Here is an 18,420-nt window from a genome sequence, read left to right as displayed (position 1 = left end):
GCATAGGGGAATTGGCATATTTGCAGAGGCACCGCCTCCGACCAAAGTCGCAAAGCGCGGAAGATCAGTGCAAACGCAGGCTCTGCGCCGGACGGGGCGGGTGTTTGGCAGGCCATTTGGTTGCTTCGTGCCAGGCCTGCGCCACCTGCAGCACCCTGAGATCCCCGCGTGGCGGCCCCACCAGCTGCATCCCCATCGGCAGGCCTTGCTGACCAAATCCAGCCGGGATCGACATGCAGGGCAAACCGATCAGGCTGACCGGTATCACAATCTCCATCCAACGATGGTAGGTGTCCATCTCCTGCCCCGCGATGCCCACCGGATGCCGTTGCTCCACCGGGAAAGGCCAGACCTGCGCCGAAGGCAGCATCAGCACATCCACTTCGGCAAACAGATCCAGTGCCTTGCGGAACCAATCCGACCGCGCCACCGAAGCACGATGCACCGCCATCGCGGACAGGGCCATGCCCTGCTCGATCTCCCACAGGGCCTCTTCTTTCAGCTGCGCCCGGCTGGCCCGATTGGCAAAAAGCGGTGACAGATTGCCAGCAATGGCCCAGGACCGCAGGGTGGTCCAGGCCTCCCAGAGGCGGGCGGCGGGGAACGGCGCTTCAATATGCTCGACCTGACAGCCCAGTTGTTCAAACACATCCAGCGCCGCTTCACAGGTGTCCAGAACCCCAGATTCAGTTGGATAAGCGCCACCCCAATCCGCCAGCCAACCAATCCGCAACCCGTTCACATTGGTGCGGATCCTATCTACAAACATCTGCGGCAACAGCCCATGCGGCTGGCGAATGTCCCAGCCGCCCATGACCTCCAACAGTGCCGCAATATCTGCAGGCGACCGCCCCATCGGCCCGTTTGTCGACAGCTGGTGCAGAAACAGATCCCCATCCGGATCCGACGGCACCCGCCCCCAGGTGGGGCGGAACCCATAGACGTTGTTCCAGGCCGCCGGATTGCGCAGCGATCCCATCATGTCTGATCCATCGGCCACCGGCACCATCCGCGTCGCCAGCGCCGCCGCTGCGCCGCCGGAGGATCCGCCAGCAGAACGGGTCAGATCATAGGGGTTGCGGGTGGCGCCATGCACCGAATTAAAAGTGTGGCTGCCCAGGCCGAACTCCGGCGTATTTGTCTTACCGATAAACAGCGCGCCCGCGCGGCGCATCCGCTCCACAAACACCGAATCCTGCGGCGCGATGGTGCGGGCATGCAGCGGCGACCCTTGGCTGGTTGGCAGCCCTTCGACATTGGCCAGATCCTTCACCGCCAGCGGCATGCCATGCAGCCAGCCACGCCGTTCGGTCTGGTCGATCGCGCGGGCTTCATCCAACAACCGGTCGGGATCGCGCAGGGACACAATGGCGTTTACATCCTCATTGACCGCGGTGATCCGCTCCAACGTGGCACGCATCAGTTCAACCGCGCTGAGCTCTCGAGCTTCCAGCAACGCGGACAAGTCCAAGGCATCCCAGTCGAGAATATCCATCATCTTCCTCCGGTCGAATATGAGGATTGCGCGAAATTTCTTGCGTGACAATCCCTTAAGGGTAACGACCGGTGTGACGGATGTTTAGTTTTCGCCGCTGTCATTTGGCTGTGGCGTGTCCAGACGGAACTTCACGAACCGCGCTCCGTCGTAGGTTACTTCGCCCGCGCGCACCGCACCCAAAGATGGCAACCCGCGCAGATGGCGACGCGAGGGCGGCAACAGAAAGGTGACATAGGGGATCCGGCTGTCCCCTCTGGCAAACGCCAATGCCTGATCAGCAATGCGCCGCCCCCAACCAAAACAGTTTGACCGCAGCACCAGGCCGAAATCCCATTCCGCGTCTTCTTTCTGAAATCCTCCCCAGCCAAGGTAGTTGCCCCCGGCCCAAAAAGCCCAGTGCCCCAGACCATCACGCTGCCAGCAGGCTTCTTTCGCGGCAACAAACGCCGCCGCCTGCGCCTTGTCCCAGGGTCCGGTCAACAAGGGCATGTGTTCTGCCACCTTTGGATCCGACATATGGGCGGCAATAGCGGCCAAGGGCACATCGGTCAGCCGAGTAAAGGTAATGGGGGCAGGCATCAAAATATCCTCAGTGAAATTCACCTTCATTCAGCCCGCCCGACAAGGCAAGGTCAAGCCAACAAAAAAGGCGGGCCAGGCCCGCCTTGTTCACAATCAGTTGTGACAGAGAAATTAGTCGTCGGCCTGCGCTTCCGAACGGCTCTTGCCAGAGACATCCATCGCCAGCGTCGCCGCCATGAACCCGTCCAGATCGCCGTCCAGCACCCCTTTGGTGTCCGAGGTTTCATGGCTGGTGCGCAGGTCTTTCACCATCTGATAAGGCTGCAAAACATAGGAGCGGATCTGGTTGCCCCACCCGGCATCCCCTTTGTTCTCATGCGCCTCGTTGATGGCCGCGTTGCGACGGTCCAGCTCCATCTGATACAGCCGCGATTTCAGCGCTTTCATGGCGATATCGCGGTTTTGGTGCTGGGATTTTTCCGAACTGGTGGTAACCACACCCGTGGGAATGTGGGTGATCCGCACCGCCGAGTCGGTGGTGTTCACGTGCTGCCCACCTGCACCGGACGAACGATAGGTATCAATACGGATATCGGATGGGTTCACCTCAATCTCGATGTTGTCATCCACCACCGGATAGACCCAGACCGAGCTGAACGACGTGTGCCGCTTCGCCGCCGAGTCATAGGGCGAAATCCGCACCAGACGGTGCACGCCGGATTCCGATTTCAGCCAACCATAGGCATTGTGACCGGTGATCTTATAGGCCGCCGATTTGATGCCCGCTTCTTCGCCGGCACTCATCGATTGCAGCTCAACCTTATAGCCCTTTTTCTCGGCCCAACGCACATACATCCGCGCCAGCATCGAAGCCCAATCACAGCTTTCCGTGCCGCCCGCGCCCGAGTTGATCTCAAGGAAAGTGTCATTGCTGTCAGCCTCCCCGTCCAACAAGGCCTCCAGCTCTTTTTCCGCCGCCGTGGCCACCAGCGCCTTCAGCGCCACCTCGGCCTCCGCGATGACCTCGTCATCTTCTTCCATCTCGCCCAGCTCGATCAGCTCGATGTTGTCGGCCAACTCCTGCTGCATGCCGTCATGCACCTTGATCGCATCCAGCAGCGTCTGCCGTTCGCGCATCAGCTTCTGCGCGTTTTCGGGATTGTCCCACAGGGTCGGATCTTCAACGCGGGCGTTGAATTCTTCCATCCGGTATCGCGCCGTCTCATAGTCCATCCGCTGGCGCAGCAGCTCCAGGGACTTTTCGATCTGGCTTGTGATGTTCTGAACCTCGGCGCGCATGGGCTATCCTGCTTATCTCTTGTCAGTGCTGCGTGATAGCAAGGCCACGGGCGGGGGGCAAGCGCCCCATCCCGCAGATGCCTGGAATGCTGTTCTTCTTGGATCAAATATCCTGGGGTGAATGCGGTCCTTGCAAAGGACCGGAGAGGGGCAAAGCCCCTCCCCTTTTCCCAATGCGGTTGCGTCAGCTGGCGTCCGCTTCGCGGGTCTCGCCGCGACGCACGGCGTCCATATCTGTGCGCAATTCTTCGCCCCACTCCTCGAGCATCGAGCGGACCCGCTGCACATATTCGTCGTTCTCATGGGCTGCGACACCAACCTTATGGGTATCTGCAACCGCCAGCATGGCCTTACGGTCCATTGCGTTGAACACCTCAAGCATATCTTCGGCGGTGGCACGCTCGATCCCAAGCGCCTCGAACAGACTGCGGCCCATGCGCAGGGAACTGTCGTAGGTTTCGCGTACAATGTCGCGGCTGCCATGGGCCCAAAGGTCATAGACGTGATCGCGATCGGTGGCGCGGGTGATGATATGCACATGTGGGTAGTTCTTGGACACGTAATGGGTCAGCTCGGTGATCTTTTCCCGGTCATCAATTGCTATGACCAGCACCTTGGCCTCATGGATCCCCGCCGCGTGCAACAGATCGGGACGGGTGGCATCGCCGTAGTAGTGTTTCACCCCGAATTTCTTGAGAATCTCCAGACGTTTTGAGCTGTAGTCGATCACGGTCGGCTGATAGCCCGCCGCCTCCGCAATGCGGTTGATCAGCCCGCCAATGCGGCCCGCCCCGGCGATGATGATCTTGGCGCCTTCCGGCATTTCATCGGCTTCACGTTCCTGATCCTGCGCCCCCCGGGCGGCAAAGACCCGATCATAGAGGATGAACAACCCCGGCGTCAGCAGCATCGACAGGGCAACCACCAACAGCAGCTGGTCAGCAACCGCCACTGGGATCACCGCATTGGCCACGGTGAAAGACAACAGCACAAAGCCGAACTCCCCCGCCTGTGCCAGCCCCAGCGCGAACAGCCATTTGTCAGCGCCATCGATCTTGAACACTTTCGCCAGCCCCATCAGGATCGCTGCCTTCAGCAGGATCAGCCCCAGGGTCAGCCCAAGGATCAACGCGAAATTGTCAAACAGCAGGCCAAAGTTGATGCCCGCCCCGACTGTCATGAAGAACAGCCCCAACAGCAGCCCTTTGAACGGATCAATGTCGCTTTCCAACTCGTGCCGGTATTCCGAGTTTGCCAGCACCACCCCGGCAAGGAAGGTCCCTAGTGCCGGGGACAGGCCCACTACGGTCATCAGCAGCGCAATGCCGATCACCATCATCAATGCGGCGGCGGTGAACAATTCGCGCAGGTTGGCAGCCGAGATAAAGCGGAAAATCGGGGAGGTCAGGTAGCTGCCGCCCACAACCACAAAGCCGATGGCCCCCAGCGTGATCAGACCCACCTGCCAGCCGGGACGCCCGTCCACAAGGCTGAACCCGCCACCGCTGCCGCCGGCATGGCCAGAACTGCCCGCGCCCTCCGTGCCATGGGTCGCCAGCGAGGCTTCCATCAGCTCGGGCATGGCCAGCAGCGGGATAAAGGCCAACATCGGGATCACGGCGATGTCCTGCGTCAGCAGAACCGAAAAGCTGGACTGGCCGCCATCGGATTTCATCAGGCCTTTTTCGTTGAGGGTCTGCAGCACAATTGCGGTCGAGGACAGCGCCAGCACCAAACCGATGGCCAGCGCCACAGTTGGTGGTTGACCAAACAGATAGGCAATCGCCGCCACGGCCAGTGTCGTCAGCCCCACCTGTCCGCCGCCCAGCCCCAGCAGGCGCGCCCGCATCTGCCACAGCAGTTTCGGTTCCAGCTCCAGCCCGACAAGGAATAGCATCATCACCACACCGAATTCGGCGAAGTGCTGGATCGCAATCACATCAACGCCAAACAGCGCCAAAATCGGGCTGATGGCAATGCCTGCAATCAGGTAGCCCAGCACCGATCCCAGCCCCAGCTTGGAGGCAATCGGCACCGCCACCACCCCGGCCACAAGGAAGGTGAAGGCCAGCAAAAGGAAATCCGTCATAGTGTCCCATCCTGTTCAATGACGCGGTTTCAAGCCGACCGCGTTTGTGCGCATTTCTACCTGTTATCCTTGCCCATTTTTGTGCCGAGGCAAAGTGCAGACACAAAAACACCCTGTGCAATAGCGCAGGGTGTTTAAGGATTCTTCAACGTAGCGTGCGCTAGTATAGACCACCAGAGGACACCGTGCCGAAACTGGCTTTGGGTCCGACAACCGCTTTTTTACCGGTGGAGGTGGTGACCTCCGTGGTGATTTCCTGCACCTCGTCAAACAGCGGCAGGTTGGCGCCCATGGCAAAACCACCGTCAAAGGTGATGCCGAACAGCGGCTCTTCACCATCACGGAAGTATTCGGCCACAACATATTCGCCCGAGGCATCGTCTGGCAGACGTTCGCCCGTGAAGCGATCGATTTTTATGAACCGGCCGCCTTCGGGCACCTGGAAGGCGCCGCCGCCGTATTTCTTGACCGCTTCCTTCATGAACTCGGCAAAGACCGGACCACACATGGTGCCGCCAAACGACCCCCTTCCCAGCGGGCGTGGGGTGTCATGGCCCATGTAGCAGCCCGCCACGATGTTGGAGGAGAAGCCGACGAACCAGACGTCGCGCGCCTCATTGGTGGTGCCGGTCTTGCCGGCAATCGGAACCCCCACACGGATGTTGGTGGCGGTGCCACGATCCACCACACCTTTCATCATCGAGGTCAGCTGATACGCGGTGGTTTCATCCATCACCCGTTCGCGGTTGGTGGCAATTCGCGGGCTTTGATCGGCGGGCAAGTTGGCCTCGCCACAGTCCAGGCAGTCACGCTGATCGTGGCGGTAGATGGTTGCGCCATAGCGGTCCTGGATCCGGTCCACCAATGTTGGCTCCACCCGTTCGCCGCCGTTGGCGAACATCGCATAGGCCGCCACGATTTTGTATAGCGTGGTTTCATCCGCGCCCAGCGAGTTGGCAAGGAACTGGCCCATGTTGTCATAAACGCCAAAACGTTCGGCGTAGTCCGCCACAACATCCATCCCAACCTCTTGCGCCAGACGGATGGTCATCAGGTTCCGCGACTGTTCAATGCCGGTGCGCAGGGGCGTCGGGCCATAGAATTTGTTCGAGGAGTTTTTCGGACGCCACAGGCCCTGGGGGGTGTTCACCTCAATTGGCGCGTCGATCACGATGGTCGCTGGGGAATAACCACTGTCCAGCGCCGCCGCATAAACGAAGGGTTTGAAGGAAGAGCCCGGCTGCCGCTGCGCCTGTGTGGTGCGGTTGAACACCGAGTGCTGGTAGCTAAAGCCGCCCTGCATGGCGACGACGCGGCCGGTGTTGACGTCCATTGCCATAAAGCCGCCCTGGATCTCTGGAACCTGCCGCAGGGTCCAGCGTACAAAGCTGCCATCGCTGTCTTTGGTCAGGGCGCGCACCAGCACCACATCGCCTACCTTCAGCAGATCGCTGGCCTTCTTGGCCTTGCGTCCCACCTTGCCGTCTTCCAGCTCTGGCCCCGCCCAGGTCACATCCTTGGCGATGATCCAATGGCCGTCGTCATCTTCTTCAACGTTCTCAATCCCGATGCGTACATCGTTTTTGCCCTGCACCAGCACCACTGCCGGATGCCATGTGCCGTTCAGCGTGATATCCCGCGGCACGGCGGCCTCGGCCAGTGCTTCGCGCCATGCGACTTCGGAGCCCAGCTGATCCTCATCGAGGGTCACACCGGTGCCGCGCCAGACGCCCTGTTTGCGGTCATACTCTTCCAGCCCCCGGCGCAGCGCCTCGGCCGCCAATACCTGCATTTCCGGCTCAACAGTTGCCCGCACGGTCATCCCGCCTGAGAAGAACTGCTCTTCGCCAAAATCGCGGCTCAGCTGGCGACGGATTTCATCGGTGAAGTAGTCCCGCGGCGGCAAGGCGGTTTTGAAGCTTTCGAAATCGCCGTTCTGCACCGAACGCAGCGGCAGCTCTTTTTCAGACAGATAAGCGGCTTCGGTGATATAACCGTTCTCCGCCATTTCCTTCAGCACAAAATTCCGACGTGCCAGAACCCGCTCTTTGTTGCGCACCGGGTGGAACTTGCCCGGCGCTTTTGGCATCGAAGCCAGCGTGGCCGCCTCATGCGGGGACAGTTCACCAAGGGTTTTGTTGAAATAAGTCTGCGCCGCCGCCGTCACCCCATAGGAGTTCTGGCCCAGAAAAATCTCGTTCATATAGAGCTCAAGGATCTTTTCCTTGCTCAGCGTTTCCTCAACGCGCGTGGCCAGAATGATCTCTTTGATCTTCCGCTCAATCCGACGTTCGCCGCCAAGAAGGAAGTTTTTCATCACCTGCTGGGTGATCGTCGATGCACCACGCACCGATCGCCCGCGTGAACGCACAGCTTCCAGACCCGCCGCCGCAATGCCGCGCGCGTCATAGCCCTTGTGGGTATAGAAATTTTTGTCCTCGGCCGAGATAAAGGCAAATTTCACCAGATCCGGGATTTCTTCGGCGGGCGTGAACAGACGCCGTTCCTTCGCAAATTCGTCAATCATCCGCCCCTCGCCGGAATAGATCCGGCTGATGGTCGGAGGGGTATATTGTGCCAGCGCCTCATGGCTCGGCAGGTCGCGGCCATAGATGTAAAAGATCGACCCGATGCTCAGCGCCACCACCGCGATCCCAAGGGTCGCCATGGTGAAAATTGCCCCGAAGAAGGAAAAAATGAACCTCAGCACTGATGCCGTCCTTGTTTGCGTCCCCAAATGGGCCGTCGCCCAAGGGGAATGTAATCCGGTGAAACCCTGCCACTCTATAATCCTCCGCAGCGGAAGGGTCAAAACAAGATGGGGTGAGCCCGCCGTCTGAGCCGGAACCCGCCTCAAAGCGCCCTGCCCTGCTTACTGGCGCACCAACTGCGACAGGGCCGCATCCTCGCTGGCCCAGGCGCGCAGGGCGTCGCGGATACCTGCCGCAACAGCAATGCGCCATTGCTTATTGGTGATATTTTCCAGATCGCGGCTGGACGACATGAACCCCACCTCCAGCAGCACCGAAGGAATATCCGCCGCCTTCAACACCGAAAACCCGGCATGGCGCAGCGGGCGTTTGTTCATTGGCGCGCCGGTGGCCCGGATGCCGTCAACCAAGGCTTCAGCCAGACGTTTGGCGCGGGGCTTGGTCTCTTGCCGCGCCAGATCCAGCAGCACATCCGCCACCACATCATCCTGACCGGTCAAATCCACCCCAGAGAGGATATCATCGCGGTCATGGCGCTCTGCCAGTTTGGCCGAGGCCGCATCCGAAGCGCTGTCAGACAGCAGATGCACCGTCGCCCCATGCGCCTGCCCCTGCGCCAAGGCATCGGCGTGGAGCGAGATGAACACATGCGCGCCCTGTTCATGCGCAAGCGCTACGCGCCGTTCCAATGACACGAAACGGTCTTCACTCCGCGTCAGCATCACCTCAAAACCACCTGATCTTAATAGGGTTTCTTTCAGCTCTAATGCAAAGGCCAGCATCAGTTCCTTTTCGTTGTACCCATCACGTTCGGCCCCCGGGTCAATGCCACCGTGGCCGGGATCCAGCATCACCCGCAATGGGCCATCGCCGGGCAAGGCGGTCAGCTTTGCCGTGCCGCTGGCCGCAGGCAGATCCCAGCGGGGATCAAAGGGCGCACCGGACACTTCCGCAAACCGCTCGGCCGGAACCTGGGCCAGCGCCACCGTCAAAACCGCCGCGCCGGTGGCCTCTTCCGTAACCATTTCCACCGTCTCAATCGCCAGCGGCGCCGCCAGATCCACCACCATCCGCGACCAGCCGGGTCGCACGCCACCAAAACGCAATCCCTCCACGCCGTCCGCGTTCAAGAGCGCCGCCTCGGTCACCCCACGCCAGTCCACCTCGCGGAAATCCAAAACCAACCGCTCCGGCGCGTCCAGCGTGTAGACTCGAAACGGCACCCCCTGGGTCAATGCCATCCTCAGCTCAACCCCGCCGCCCCAAGTGTCGGTGATCTGCGATCCCCCCACCGACACGCGCGCCAGACCGCTCAACTCCTGCGCCGCCGCAGCCGAGCCGAAAGCGGCCCAGACAACCAAGACCCAAAGTTTCATTAACCTGCTCACCGGATTCGCCCCCGTTTTGTTGCGCCAAGCCTAGCGAAGCCCGTCACAAAAGCGAAGGGCCGCCGCAGAGACGACAGCCCTTTTCATCTTGCCAAAAATACTCAATTGCAACCGGGCCTCATGCGCCCCGTGTTGCCATGAAACGCTGCAGCCGCGACAGGCCTTCTTCGATCTGCGCCGTTTCTCGGGCGTAGGAAAACCGCAATGTCCCTGCCCCGCGCACTGGATCAAAATCCAGCCCCGGCGTGACCGCAACCCCGGCTTCTGCAAGGATTTCGGCGGCAAAGGCGCGGCTGTCTTCGGTCAGATCGCTCACATCGGCATAGACAAAGAAGGCGCCATCCGGTGGGGCGATCTTGCTAAAGCCCGCTTTTGGCAAACCGTCCAGCATCAGGGCGCGGTTCCGGCGGTAGACCGCCATATTGGCCTCCAACTCGTCTTCGCAGTCCATGGCGTGCAGCGCCACGATCTGGCTGGCATGGGGCGAGCAGATGAACATGTTCTGCGCCAGACGTTCAATCACCCGGACATGGTCTTCGGGCACCACCATCCAGCCACAGCGCCAGCCGGTCATCGAGAAGTATTTGGACAAAGAGTTGATAACATAGCAGTCATCGGTCAATTCCAGCGCGGTGACGGCTTTGGCCTCATATTCGATGCCGTGATAGATCTCATCCGAGATAAAGCTGACGCCCCCTGCCTGACAGGCATCAATCAGCCCCTGCATGGCACCACGATCCAACATGGTGCCCGAGGGATTCGCCGGTGAGGCCACCATCAGACCGTTGAGGTTCTGCGCGGCAAAATCCGCGGGCACCGGTTGCAGACGGTTCGCGGGTGAGGTTTGCAGATCGACCGGTGTCAGATCGAGCGCCGAGAGGATCTGACGATAGGACGGGTATCCCGGCGCGCCGATGCCCACACGATCGCCGGTGTCAAAAAGCGAGGTGAAGGTCAGCAGAAACGCCCCGGAAGAGCCCGGTGTGATCACCACACGGTTCCAATCCAGATCCACATTGTACCATTCCCCATACATCCGCGCGATGCGTTTGCGCAGCTCCGGCAGGCCGAGGGCAACCGTATAGCCCAGGCTGCCCTGCTCCATCGCCTGCGCCAAAGCGGCGCGGGCTGTGGAGGGGGCTGCGGTGCCGGGCTGGCCCACTTCCATGTGAATGATGTCACGGCCGGCCTCTTCGGCGGCGCGGGCGGCCTCCATCACGTCCATCACAATAAAGGGATCAACCTCAGAGCGCCTTGAGTTCCGCATCACTATCTCCCATGCTGCCGCAAATTCTTTGCCCCTTTGACTGCGAAACAGGCCCATCGTCAATGTCCCGATTTTTGAAAGTGTTTATGATCGCGCTTGTTTTTGCGCTACAGCCGCTTGCCTCGGTGGCGGCCACATTACTGCGCGATCCCGATATAGAATATGCGCTGGGACGTCTGGCAAAACCGGTGTTGGATGCGGCGGGGCTGCCGTCGGGATCGGTGCGGGTGCTGGTGATTAAGGATCCGTCGCTGAATGCCTTTGTCGTCGACAGCCGCCATATCTTCATCCACTCCGGTCTGCTGTTGAAAATGAAAACCCCAGCAGAGCTGCAGTCCGTCATCGCCCATGAGGCCGCCCATATTGCCAATGGCCACCTGTCGCGCCGTCCGGCGGCAGCGCGGGCTTCCAGCTCGATCGCGGCCTTGGGCCTTGCATTGGCAGTGGCCGCCGCCGCCTCGGGCGCCAACCCCGAAGCGGCCAGCGGGCTGACGCTGGGGGCCGCCAGCACCGCCGACCGCCTGTTCAAAAGCCACACAAGAGCGGAAGAAAGCGCGGCTGATGCCTCGGCGATCCGTTACATGGCTGCGGCGGGCATTGATCCCAACGGTATGCACAATGTGCTGAACCTGTTTCGCGGCCAGGAACTGCTGTCGGAACACCGGCAAGACCCCTATGCCCGCACCCACCCCCTGAGCCGCGACCGGATGCGTGCAGTGAAGGCGCTGTCGGCGGGGGTAAAGAAACCGGCCAAACAGGATCCCACGGCGGTCTACTGGTTTGACCGGACGCAGGGCAAACTCTCGGCTTTCCTGCGGGCCTCAAGCTGGACATTGCGCCGTGCCGACAAAAGCGTCAGCAAAGACATCGCCCTGATGCGCAAGGCGGTGGCCTACCATCGCAAACCCGACACCAAGAAGGCGCTGGCCCATATCCAGCAGGCGCTGGCGCTGCGTCCGAAGGATCCCTATCTGCATGAGCTGCACGGTCAGATCCTACTGGAAAGCCGTCAGGCCGCTGCGGCCGTGGCCGCCTACACCCGTGCCGCCAATCTGGCCCCCCGCAATGCCCTGATCCTTGGCGGACAAGGCCGCGCGCTGCTGGTCAATGGCCAGTATAAGAAAGCGCTGGCGGTGCTGGAAAAATCCCGCGCCCGCGATTTCCGTAATTCCGGCGTGTTGCGCGATATGGCGCAGGCCTATGCAAAATTGAACAAACTGGGCATGGCCTCTCTGGTCACTGCGGAACGCTACGCCCTGAGGGGCCGTTTCAAAGATGCCCTGATTCACTCAAAACGTGCCGTGGGGCTGTTGCCGCGCGGCTCTGCCCCTTGGCTACGAGCACAGGATGTGCTCTCTGCGGCTGAGGCCCAAGCCAAAAAGAAGAAGAGGAAATAACAATGAAGAAGCTTCTCGCCACCGTTGCGACGCTAGCAACCCTGGCCCTGCCGGCGCAGGCCTTCGACGTCAACGCCATGACCCCGGCTGAGGAAGAGGCCTTTGGCAAGGCCGTGCGGGCCTACATCATGCAGAACCCGTCGATCATTGTGGAAGCCTATGAGCTGTTCCAGCAGCAACAGGCCGAGCTGGAAGCTGCCAATGATCAGCAGCTGGTGCGTCAGCTGGCCCCGGTCCTGTTTGAAGACGGTCGTGACTGGGAAGCGGGCAACCCAGAAGGCGACATTGTGATGGTTGAGTTCCTCGACTACCGCTGCGGCTATTGCAAGAAGGCCCATGAAGAGGTGAAGCAGCTGATTGCGGGCGACCAGAACATCCGCTTCATCGTGAAAGAATTCCCGATCCTGGGCGACGAATCCGTGCTGGCCTCGCGCTTTGCCATCGCCACCCGCAAAGTTGCGGGCGATGACGCCTATGGCCGGATGAATGACGCCTTGATGCAGTATCGCGGCAAGATGACTGAAAAGTCGCTGAAGAAAATCGCCGACAAGCTGGATCTGGACGGCGACGCGATCCTTGCGATGATCGAAGATCCCGAGGTGACACAGCAGATTGCCGACACCCATCAGATTGCCAGTGCGCTGTCGATTTCCGGCACCCCGACGTTTGTGATCCAGGACCAAATGCTGCGTGGCTACGTACCGCTGGACGGGATGCAGGAACTGATCGCCGCCATGCGCGCCGAGATGTAAGCGACCCCCTGCATCAGAAATGACAAAAGGCAGCCGCATCGGCTGCCTTTTCTATTTGGAATCGGATAACGTCGAGCTATTAGCCGCGTCCTGCGACGCCTCGTCTTCAATCGCGGCGGCGCGTTCTTCGACCTCTTCAACGATGTGATCAACCATTTGTTCGTTGCTCATCTTGTGGCTTGCCTTGCCCGCCAGGTAAACCATGCCACTGCCAGCCCCGCCGCCGGTAAAGCCCACATCGGTCATCAGTGCCTCACCGGGCCCGTTCACCACACAGCCGATGATGCTGAGGCTCATCGGGGTCTTCACATGCTCCAGCCGCTTTTCCAGCGTCTCAACGGTTTTGATCACGTCAAAGCCCTGCCGCGCACAGCTGGGGCAGGAAATGATGTTCACACCCCGGTGCCGCAGGCCCAGAGATTTCAGGATCTCAAAGCCCATTTTCACCTCTTCCACCGGATCAGCCGACAGGCTGACCCGCATGGTGTCGCCAATTCCCATCCACAGAAGCTGGCCCAGACCGATGGCGGATTTGACCGTGCCTGACATCAAGCCGCCCGCCTCAGTAATCCCTAGGTGGATCGGGGCGTCTGTGGCATCGGCCAGTTGCTGATAGGCGGCTGCAGACATAAAGACGTCCGAGGCTTTGACCGAGATTTTGAACTCGTGAAAATCGTTGTCCTGCAGGATCTTGATGTGATCCAGGCCGCTTTCGACCATGGCATCGGGACAGGGTTCGCCGTATTTCTCCAGCAGGTGTTTTTCCAGAGAACCCGCGTTGACGCCGATCCGCATCGAACAATTGTTGTCACGAGCGGCCTGAATGACTTCGCGCACCTTGGCCTCTGACCCGATGTTGCCCGGATTGATCCGCAGACAAGCCGCACCTGCCTCGGCCGCTTCGATGCCGCGTTTGTAGTGGAAATGGATGTCCGCCACGATCGGCACGGGGCTTTCCCTTACAATCTCTTTCAGCGCCTTGGAGCTGTCCACATCCGGCACCGAGACCCGCACAATATCCGCCCCCGCATCTGCGGCCCGCAGCACCTGTTCAATGGTGGCCTTAGCGTCCGAGGTGATGGTGTTGGTCATCGTCTGCACCGAAATCGGCGCCCCCCCACCCACAGGCACATTGCCCACATGGATCTGGCGGCTTTCACGGCGATAGATGTTGCGCCAGGGGCGGACGTGGTTCAGCGACATGGGTCAGTTCCCGATGGTTGGCGAGGGGTTGGGCAGCTATGGCCCATACATAGTGCGAAGGGGGCGCTGCTGCAATTGCCTCAGCGCCGCACATAGGGTGTGAATGTCTCGAAAGTTTAGCGGTTCTTCAGCTCGGCCACGATGCTGGACAATTCGCCATGTTCGGCCAGATCCGCCAGCGTATATTTGTCCGTCAGGTTATCAACCGACAATGCCAATTTGGAGGTCACAACACCACGCGGACCGGCGGGGCCGTAATGGGCGCCGTTAACGGTGAAGTAGATCGCACCGCTTTCACCAACACGCAAGGTCGGCGCCTCTTCGGTCTGCGGCACTTTCCAGGTGTCGCCCGGTTCCATGATGCCTTCGAAGATCACCGAACCATCCGCGGCGCGGACCCGTACCCAGGCAGGGCGGACAGCAACCATTTCAACACCTGGGGCGGCGGTTTCAACAACCTGTGGCACAACCGGCTCAACCGGTTCTGCAGGAGCGCTCATGGCGGCGAAATCGATCTGTGGCTCCTCAGGGACGAAGCTGCCCACCGTGGTCGGATCCAGTGTCGAGATCGGTGCGTCCCGTGCCACCAGCACCGGCACATCCAGCGCCTGCGGACGGTAGAGACGGTCCAACGCATCAGCTGGCGGGGTAAAAACACCGGTTGCCGCAGCGGTGACCGTGGTGCCATCGAGGTTGGGGCTCACCTCAGACGCAACAGGATCCAGCTCGGCCAGCACATTGGGGCTCTGCTCCACCGGGGCAAACTGCACCCGTTGGATTTCATTCAGCACCGACCAGCCGCCGTAGCCAATACCGACGATCAATCCTAGCAGCACTAAGGAAGAGCCAATGGCCCCCGGTTCGATGCTGGCAAAGAACCCGTCTTTGGCCGGGGCAAAGGGTGTGGTGGGCGCGTTGAAAGGGTCACGGTCGCCCATCGCGGGCAGTGCCAGTGCCTCTTTCTTACGCAGGCCCGAGGCCTCTTCCGACATCCCATGTGCTGTCGAGAACCCGCTTTCGGCGCAGAATGCGGCAAAGGCCTCTTCCGGATCAAGGTTCAGGTAACGGGCGTAGGAACGGACATAGCCGGCGATGAAACCGGGGGTGTCAAAGGCGGAAGGATCGCAGTTTTCGATTGCCGCGATATAGGCCGCTTTGATCCGCAATTCGCGTTGCACATCCAGCAGGGATTTGCCCAGCGTCGCACGTTCGCCGCGCATCATGTCGCCAAGACGCTGCTCAAAGTCGTCGAAACCTTTTGGCTTCACGACATCGTCTTCCGAATTTTTCGGTGCTTTACGCCTAATCATCCCCACTGCCCTATCAGCGATTCGCCCTCGGAACCGTCACGATTCGAACGTGACCTTTGTTTCCTCAAGCGTAGCATATGGCAAGGGAATTTACACCAGATATGGTTTTAGGCGCTCAGATCGGCACGATTCAGCGCACAATGCGACCAAAGTTCGTCCATCGCCTGCACCAGCTTATCCATTTCACCGGGGCCATGCACCGGCGACGGGGTAAAGCGCAAACGCTCTGTGCCGCGGGGAACTGTCGGGAAATTGATCGGCTGCACGTAGATGCCAAACCCGTCCAGCAGCATGTCGCTCATCAGTTTGGTGTGCACTGGGTTGCCAACAATCACCGGCACGATGTGGCTGCCATGGTCGATGATCGGCAGGCCCAGCCCCTTGAGCCGCAGCTTGAGGATCTTGGCCTGGGTCTGGTGCTGTTCGCGCAGGGTTTGATCCTGTTTCAGATGCGCAACCGACGCCGCCGCCCCCGCCGCCACAGCCGGTGGCAGCGAAGTGGTGAAGATAAAGCCCGGCGCATAAGACCGGATGGCATCACACATCTTTTCCGAGGCAGCGATATAGCCGCCCATGACGCCATAGGCCTTGGCCAGGGTGCCATTGATGATGTCGATCCGATGGGCCAGGTTGTCCCGCTCGGTCACACCGCCGCCGCGTGGGCCGTACATGCCGACAGCGTGCACCTCATCGATATAGGTCAGGGCGCCAAATTCATCCGCCAGATCGCACAGCGCTTCGATGGGACCAAAGTCGCCGTCCATCGAGTAGACCGATTCGAAGGCAATCAGCTTGGGCGCCTTGGGATCATCCGCTTCCAGCAGCGCGCGCAGATGTGCCACGTCATTGTGACGGAAAATGCGTTTTGCCCCACCGTTGCGACGCACCCCTTCGATCATCGAAGCATGGTTCAACTCATCCGAATAGATGATCAGACCGGGGAACAGTTTTGGCAGGGTCGAAAGCGTGGCGTCATTGGCGATATAGGCCGAGGTGAACAGCAAAGCCGCTTCCTTGCGGTGCAGATCCGCCAGTTCAGCCTCCAGTCGTTTGTGATACACCGTGGTGCCGGAAATGTTGCGCGTGCCGCCCGAGCCAGCGCCGGTGGCATCAATCGCTTCGTGCATGGCCGCCAGAACAACCGGATGCTGTCCCATACCCAGATAGTCATTGCCGCACCAGACCGTGATGGGCTGCTTTTCGCCGTCCGGTCGGGTCCAGGTCGCATGGGGGAAATTGCCCTTGTCCCGCTCGATATCAATAAAGGTCCGGTAACGACCTTCTTCGTGCAGCTTGTTCAGCGCCTCATCGAGTTTGAGCGTATAGTCCACGTCCATCGTCCTTTCTGGCTCAGAAACTGCCCTCCGTATGAGGATACAGCACCTTGCTACTCTCCGGATTCTTATCCTGGAGAACATATTCACATTTTGTAGTATCATATACTACAGCGGCAATCTGCAAAAAAGATTACAAATTGACGCTCCTTTAGCGCTTTGACTTGCATCAACTGTGCCGGTGGACAAGCCCATTTCGCCTGTTACTTTGCCGCACAAAAGAAAAACAAGGAGATGCCGATGGCTCTGGAACCCGTATTGTCCAAGATTGACGAGGAAATCAGCCCCGCAACCGAACGGTTGATGGAACTGCTGCGAATCCCCTCGATCTCCACCGATCCCGCCTACAAGGGCGATTGCGACACTGCCGCCGACTGGTTAGTTGCCGATTTGAAATCGATTGGTGTCGAGGCGGCCAAACGGGCCACCCCGGGTCATCCGATGGTGGTGGGCCATATCAACGATGCCCCGGAAGGCGCGCCGCATGTGTTGTTTTACGGCCATTACGATGTGCAGCCGGTGGATCCGCTGGATCTGTGGGACACCCCGCCGTTTGAGCCGCAGCTGGAAGAAACCGAACATGGCACCGTGATCCGCGGCCGTGGCTCATCAGATGACAAGGGCCAGCTGATGACCTTTGTCGAGGCCTGCCGCGCCTGGAAAGCGGTGCATGGCACCCTGCCCTGCCGCATCACTTTCTTCTTTGAAGGCGAAGAAGAAAGCGGCTCGCCGTCGCTGATTCCTTTCCTGGAGGAAAACCGCGAAGAACTGCAGGCCGATCTGGCGCTGGTCTGTGACACGTCGATGGTGTCGCGTGGCGTGCCTTCGATCGCCTCGCAGCTGCGCGGTATGCTGAAGGATGAGTTTACCCTGACCGGCCCGCGCATCGACTTGCACTCGGGCCACTACGGTGGTCCCGGTCTGAACCCGCTGCGCGAGATGTCGCGGATTGTAGACAGTTTCTACAACGATGAAACCGGCGCGGTGGCCGTGGAAGGTTTCTATGAAGGGGTGCATGAAGTGCCCGCCGATCAGCTGCGTCAGTGGGAAAACTGCGGCTTTGATGAGGCAGAATATCTGAACTCCGTCGGCTACACCAAAGCCCATGGCGAAAACGGCTATTCGACACTGGAACAGCAATGGGCCCGCCCAACACTGGAAGTGAACGGCCTCTGGGGTGGCTACAACGGTGTTGGTTCCAAAACCGTGTTGCCGTCGAAGGCACATTGCAAAATCACCTGCCGTCTTGTTGGTGACATGGACCCCGACAAACTGCGCGACAAGATCCGCAAACATGTTGAGGACCGCCTGTCGACCGACATCTCCGTCGAATGGGACAATGATCTGGAAGGCTCGCCCGCTTCGGTGATGAACCTTGACCGCCCCGAGTTTGAAGCCGCCCGTGGCGCGCTGTCGGACGAATGGAACCGCGAAGCCGTGTTCACCGGCATGGGCGGCTCGATCCCGGTGGTCGGCTATTTCAACACCATCCTTGGCCTCGATTCGATGCTGGTGGGCTATGCTAATGACGATGACGCCATCCACTCGCCGAATGAGAAATACGACCTGAAGAGTTTCCATAAAGGTATCCGCAGTTGGGCGCGGATAATGGACGCGATCACCAAGTAAACAATGGGCATTGAGACCCAA

Annotated in this window: 13 protein-coding genes; 3 read left to right on the top strand and 10 right to left on the bottom strand. The window is 60.0% G+C overall.

Translation table 11 applies throughout. The features are described from left to right. Positions 1 to 64: 64 nt before the first annotated feature. The 7 genes from SIC14_RS14035 to SIC14_RS14005 form a co-directional block, all read right to left on the bottom strand. A complete protein-coding gene (locus tag SIC14_RS14035) occupies positions 65 to 1,495 on the bottom strand; it encodes an amidase (protein ID WP_412562544.1) in 1,431 nt (476 codons plus the stop codon). 84 nt (positions 1,496 to 1,579) lie between these two features. Next, positions 1,580 to 2,077, bottom strand: coding sequence for a GNAT family N-acetyltransferase (locus SIC14_RS14030; RefSeq protein ID WP_412562543.1), 498 nt, complete (start codon positions 2,075 to 2,077; stop codon positions 1,580 to 1,582). A 114-nt stretch (positions 2,078 to 2,191) separates the two neighbouring features. Further along, positions 2,192 to 3,319 carry a peptide chain release factor 2 gene (prfB, locus tag SIC14_RS14025; RefSeq protein ID WP_412562542.1) on the bottom strand — a complete coding sequence of 376 codons (1,128 nt, stop codon included), beginning with the start codon at positions 3,317 to 3,319 and terminating at the stop codon, positions 2,192 to 2,194. A gap of 184 nt (positions 3,320 to 3,503) precedes the next feature. After that, positions 3,504 to 5,408 carry a cation:proton antiporter gene (locus SIC14_RS14020; RefSeq protein WP_412562541.1) on the bottom strand — a complete coding sequence of 635 codons (1,905 nt, stop codon included), beginning with the start codon at positions 5,406 to 5,408 and terminating at the stop codon, positions 3,504 to 3,506. A gap of 160 nt (positions 5,409 to 5,568) precedes the next feature. Continuing rightward, complete coding sequence (locus SIC14_RS14015; protein ID WP_412562540.1) at positions 5,569 to 8,118, bottom strand: penicillin-binding protein 1A; 2,550 nt, start codon at positions 8,116 to 8,118, stop codon at positions 5,569 to 5,571. A gap of 162 nt (positions 8,119 to 8,280) precedes the next feature. Continuing rightward, the gene (locus tag SIC14_RS14010) at positions 8,281 to 9,495 is read right to left on the bottom strand and encodes an N-acetylmuramoyl-L-alanine amidase (RefSeq protein ID WP_412562539.1); all 1,215 of its coding nucleotides are present in this window, start codon (positions 9,493 to 9,495) and stop codon (positions 8,281 to 8,283) included. 130 nt (positions 9,496 to 9,625) lie between these two features. After that, positions 9,626 to 10,774: a pyridoxal phosphate-dependent aminotransferase gene (locus SIC14_RS14005; protein ID WP_412562538.1), complete on the bottom strand. Its 1,149-nt coding sequence runs from the start codon at positions 10,772 to 10,774 to the stop codon at positions 9,626 to 9,628. Between the two features lie 86 nt (positions 10,775 to 10,860). On the opposite strand from SIC14_RS14005, the gene SIC14_RS14000 reads away from it, so the two are divergent. Beyond that, the gene (locus SIC14_RS14000; RefSeq protein WP_412562537.1) at positions 10,861 to 12,171 is read left to right on the top strand and encodes a M48 family metalloprotease; all 1,311 of its coding nucleotides are present in this window, start codon (positions 10,861 to 10,863) and stop codon (positions 12,169 to 12,171) included. A gap of 2 nt (positions 12,172 to 12,173) precedes the next feature. After that, positions 12,174 to 12,923, top strand: coding sequence for a DsbA family protein (locus tag SIC14_RS13995; RefSeq protein ID WP_412562536.1), 750 nt, complete (start codon positions 12,174 to 12,176; stop codon positions 12,921 to 12,923). Positions 12,924 to 12,974: 51 nt separating this feature from the next. Here SIC14_RS13995 and ispG read toward each other — a convergent pair whose 3' ends face one another. From ispG to hemA, 3 genes are all read right to left on the bottom strand, one after another. Beyond that, positions 12,975 to 14,126, bottom strand: a complete 1,152-nt coding sequence (ispG, locus tag SIC14_RS13990; protein WP_412562535.1) for a flavodoxin-dependent (E)-4-hydroxy-3-methylbut-2-enyl-diphosphate synthase — start codon at positions 14,124 to 14,126, stop codon at positions 12,975 to 12,977. Between the two features lie 116 nt (positions 14,127 to 14,242). Continuing rightward, positions 14,243 to 15,436: a helix-turn-helix domain-containing protein gene (locus SIC14_RS13985; RefSeq protein WP_412562534.1), complete on the bottom strand. Its 1,194-nt coding sequence runs from the start codon at positions 15,434 to 15,436 to the stop codon at positions 14,243 to 14,245. A gap of 107 nt (positions 15,437 to 15,543) precedes the next feature. Continuing rightward, entirely contained in the window at positions 15,544 to 16,767 is a 1,224-nt protein-coding gene (gene hemA, locus SIC14_RS13980; protein WP_412562533.1) for a 5-aminolevulinate synthase, read from the bottom strand. Positions 16,768 to 17,010: 243 nt separating this feature from the next. On the opposite strand from hemA, the gene SIC14_RS13975 reads away from it, so the two are divergent. Further along, the gene (locus tag SIC14_RS13975; protein WP_412562532.1) at positions 17,011 to 18,399 is read left to right on the top strand and encodes a dipeptidase; all 1,389 of its coding nucleotides are present in this window, start codon (positions 17,011 to 17,013) and stop codon (positions 18,397 to 18,399) included. Positions 18,400 to 18,420 lie beyond the last annotated feature (21 nt).

Source organism: Thalassobius sp. MITS945101, assembly GCF_047123305.1.
Classification (GTDB): domain Bacteria; phylum Pseudomonadota; class Alphaproteobacteria; order Rhodobacterales; family Rhodobacteraceae; genus Thalassobius.
The sequence above is the reverse complement of the archived record's forward strand: the minus strand, read 5'-3'. Positions and strand labels throughout refer to the sequence as shown.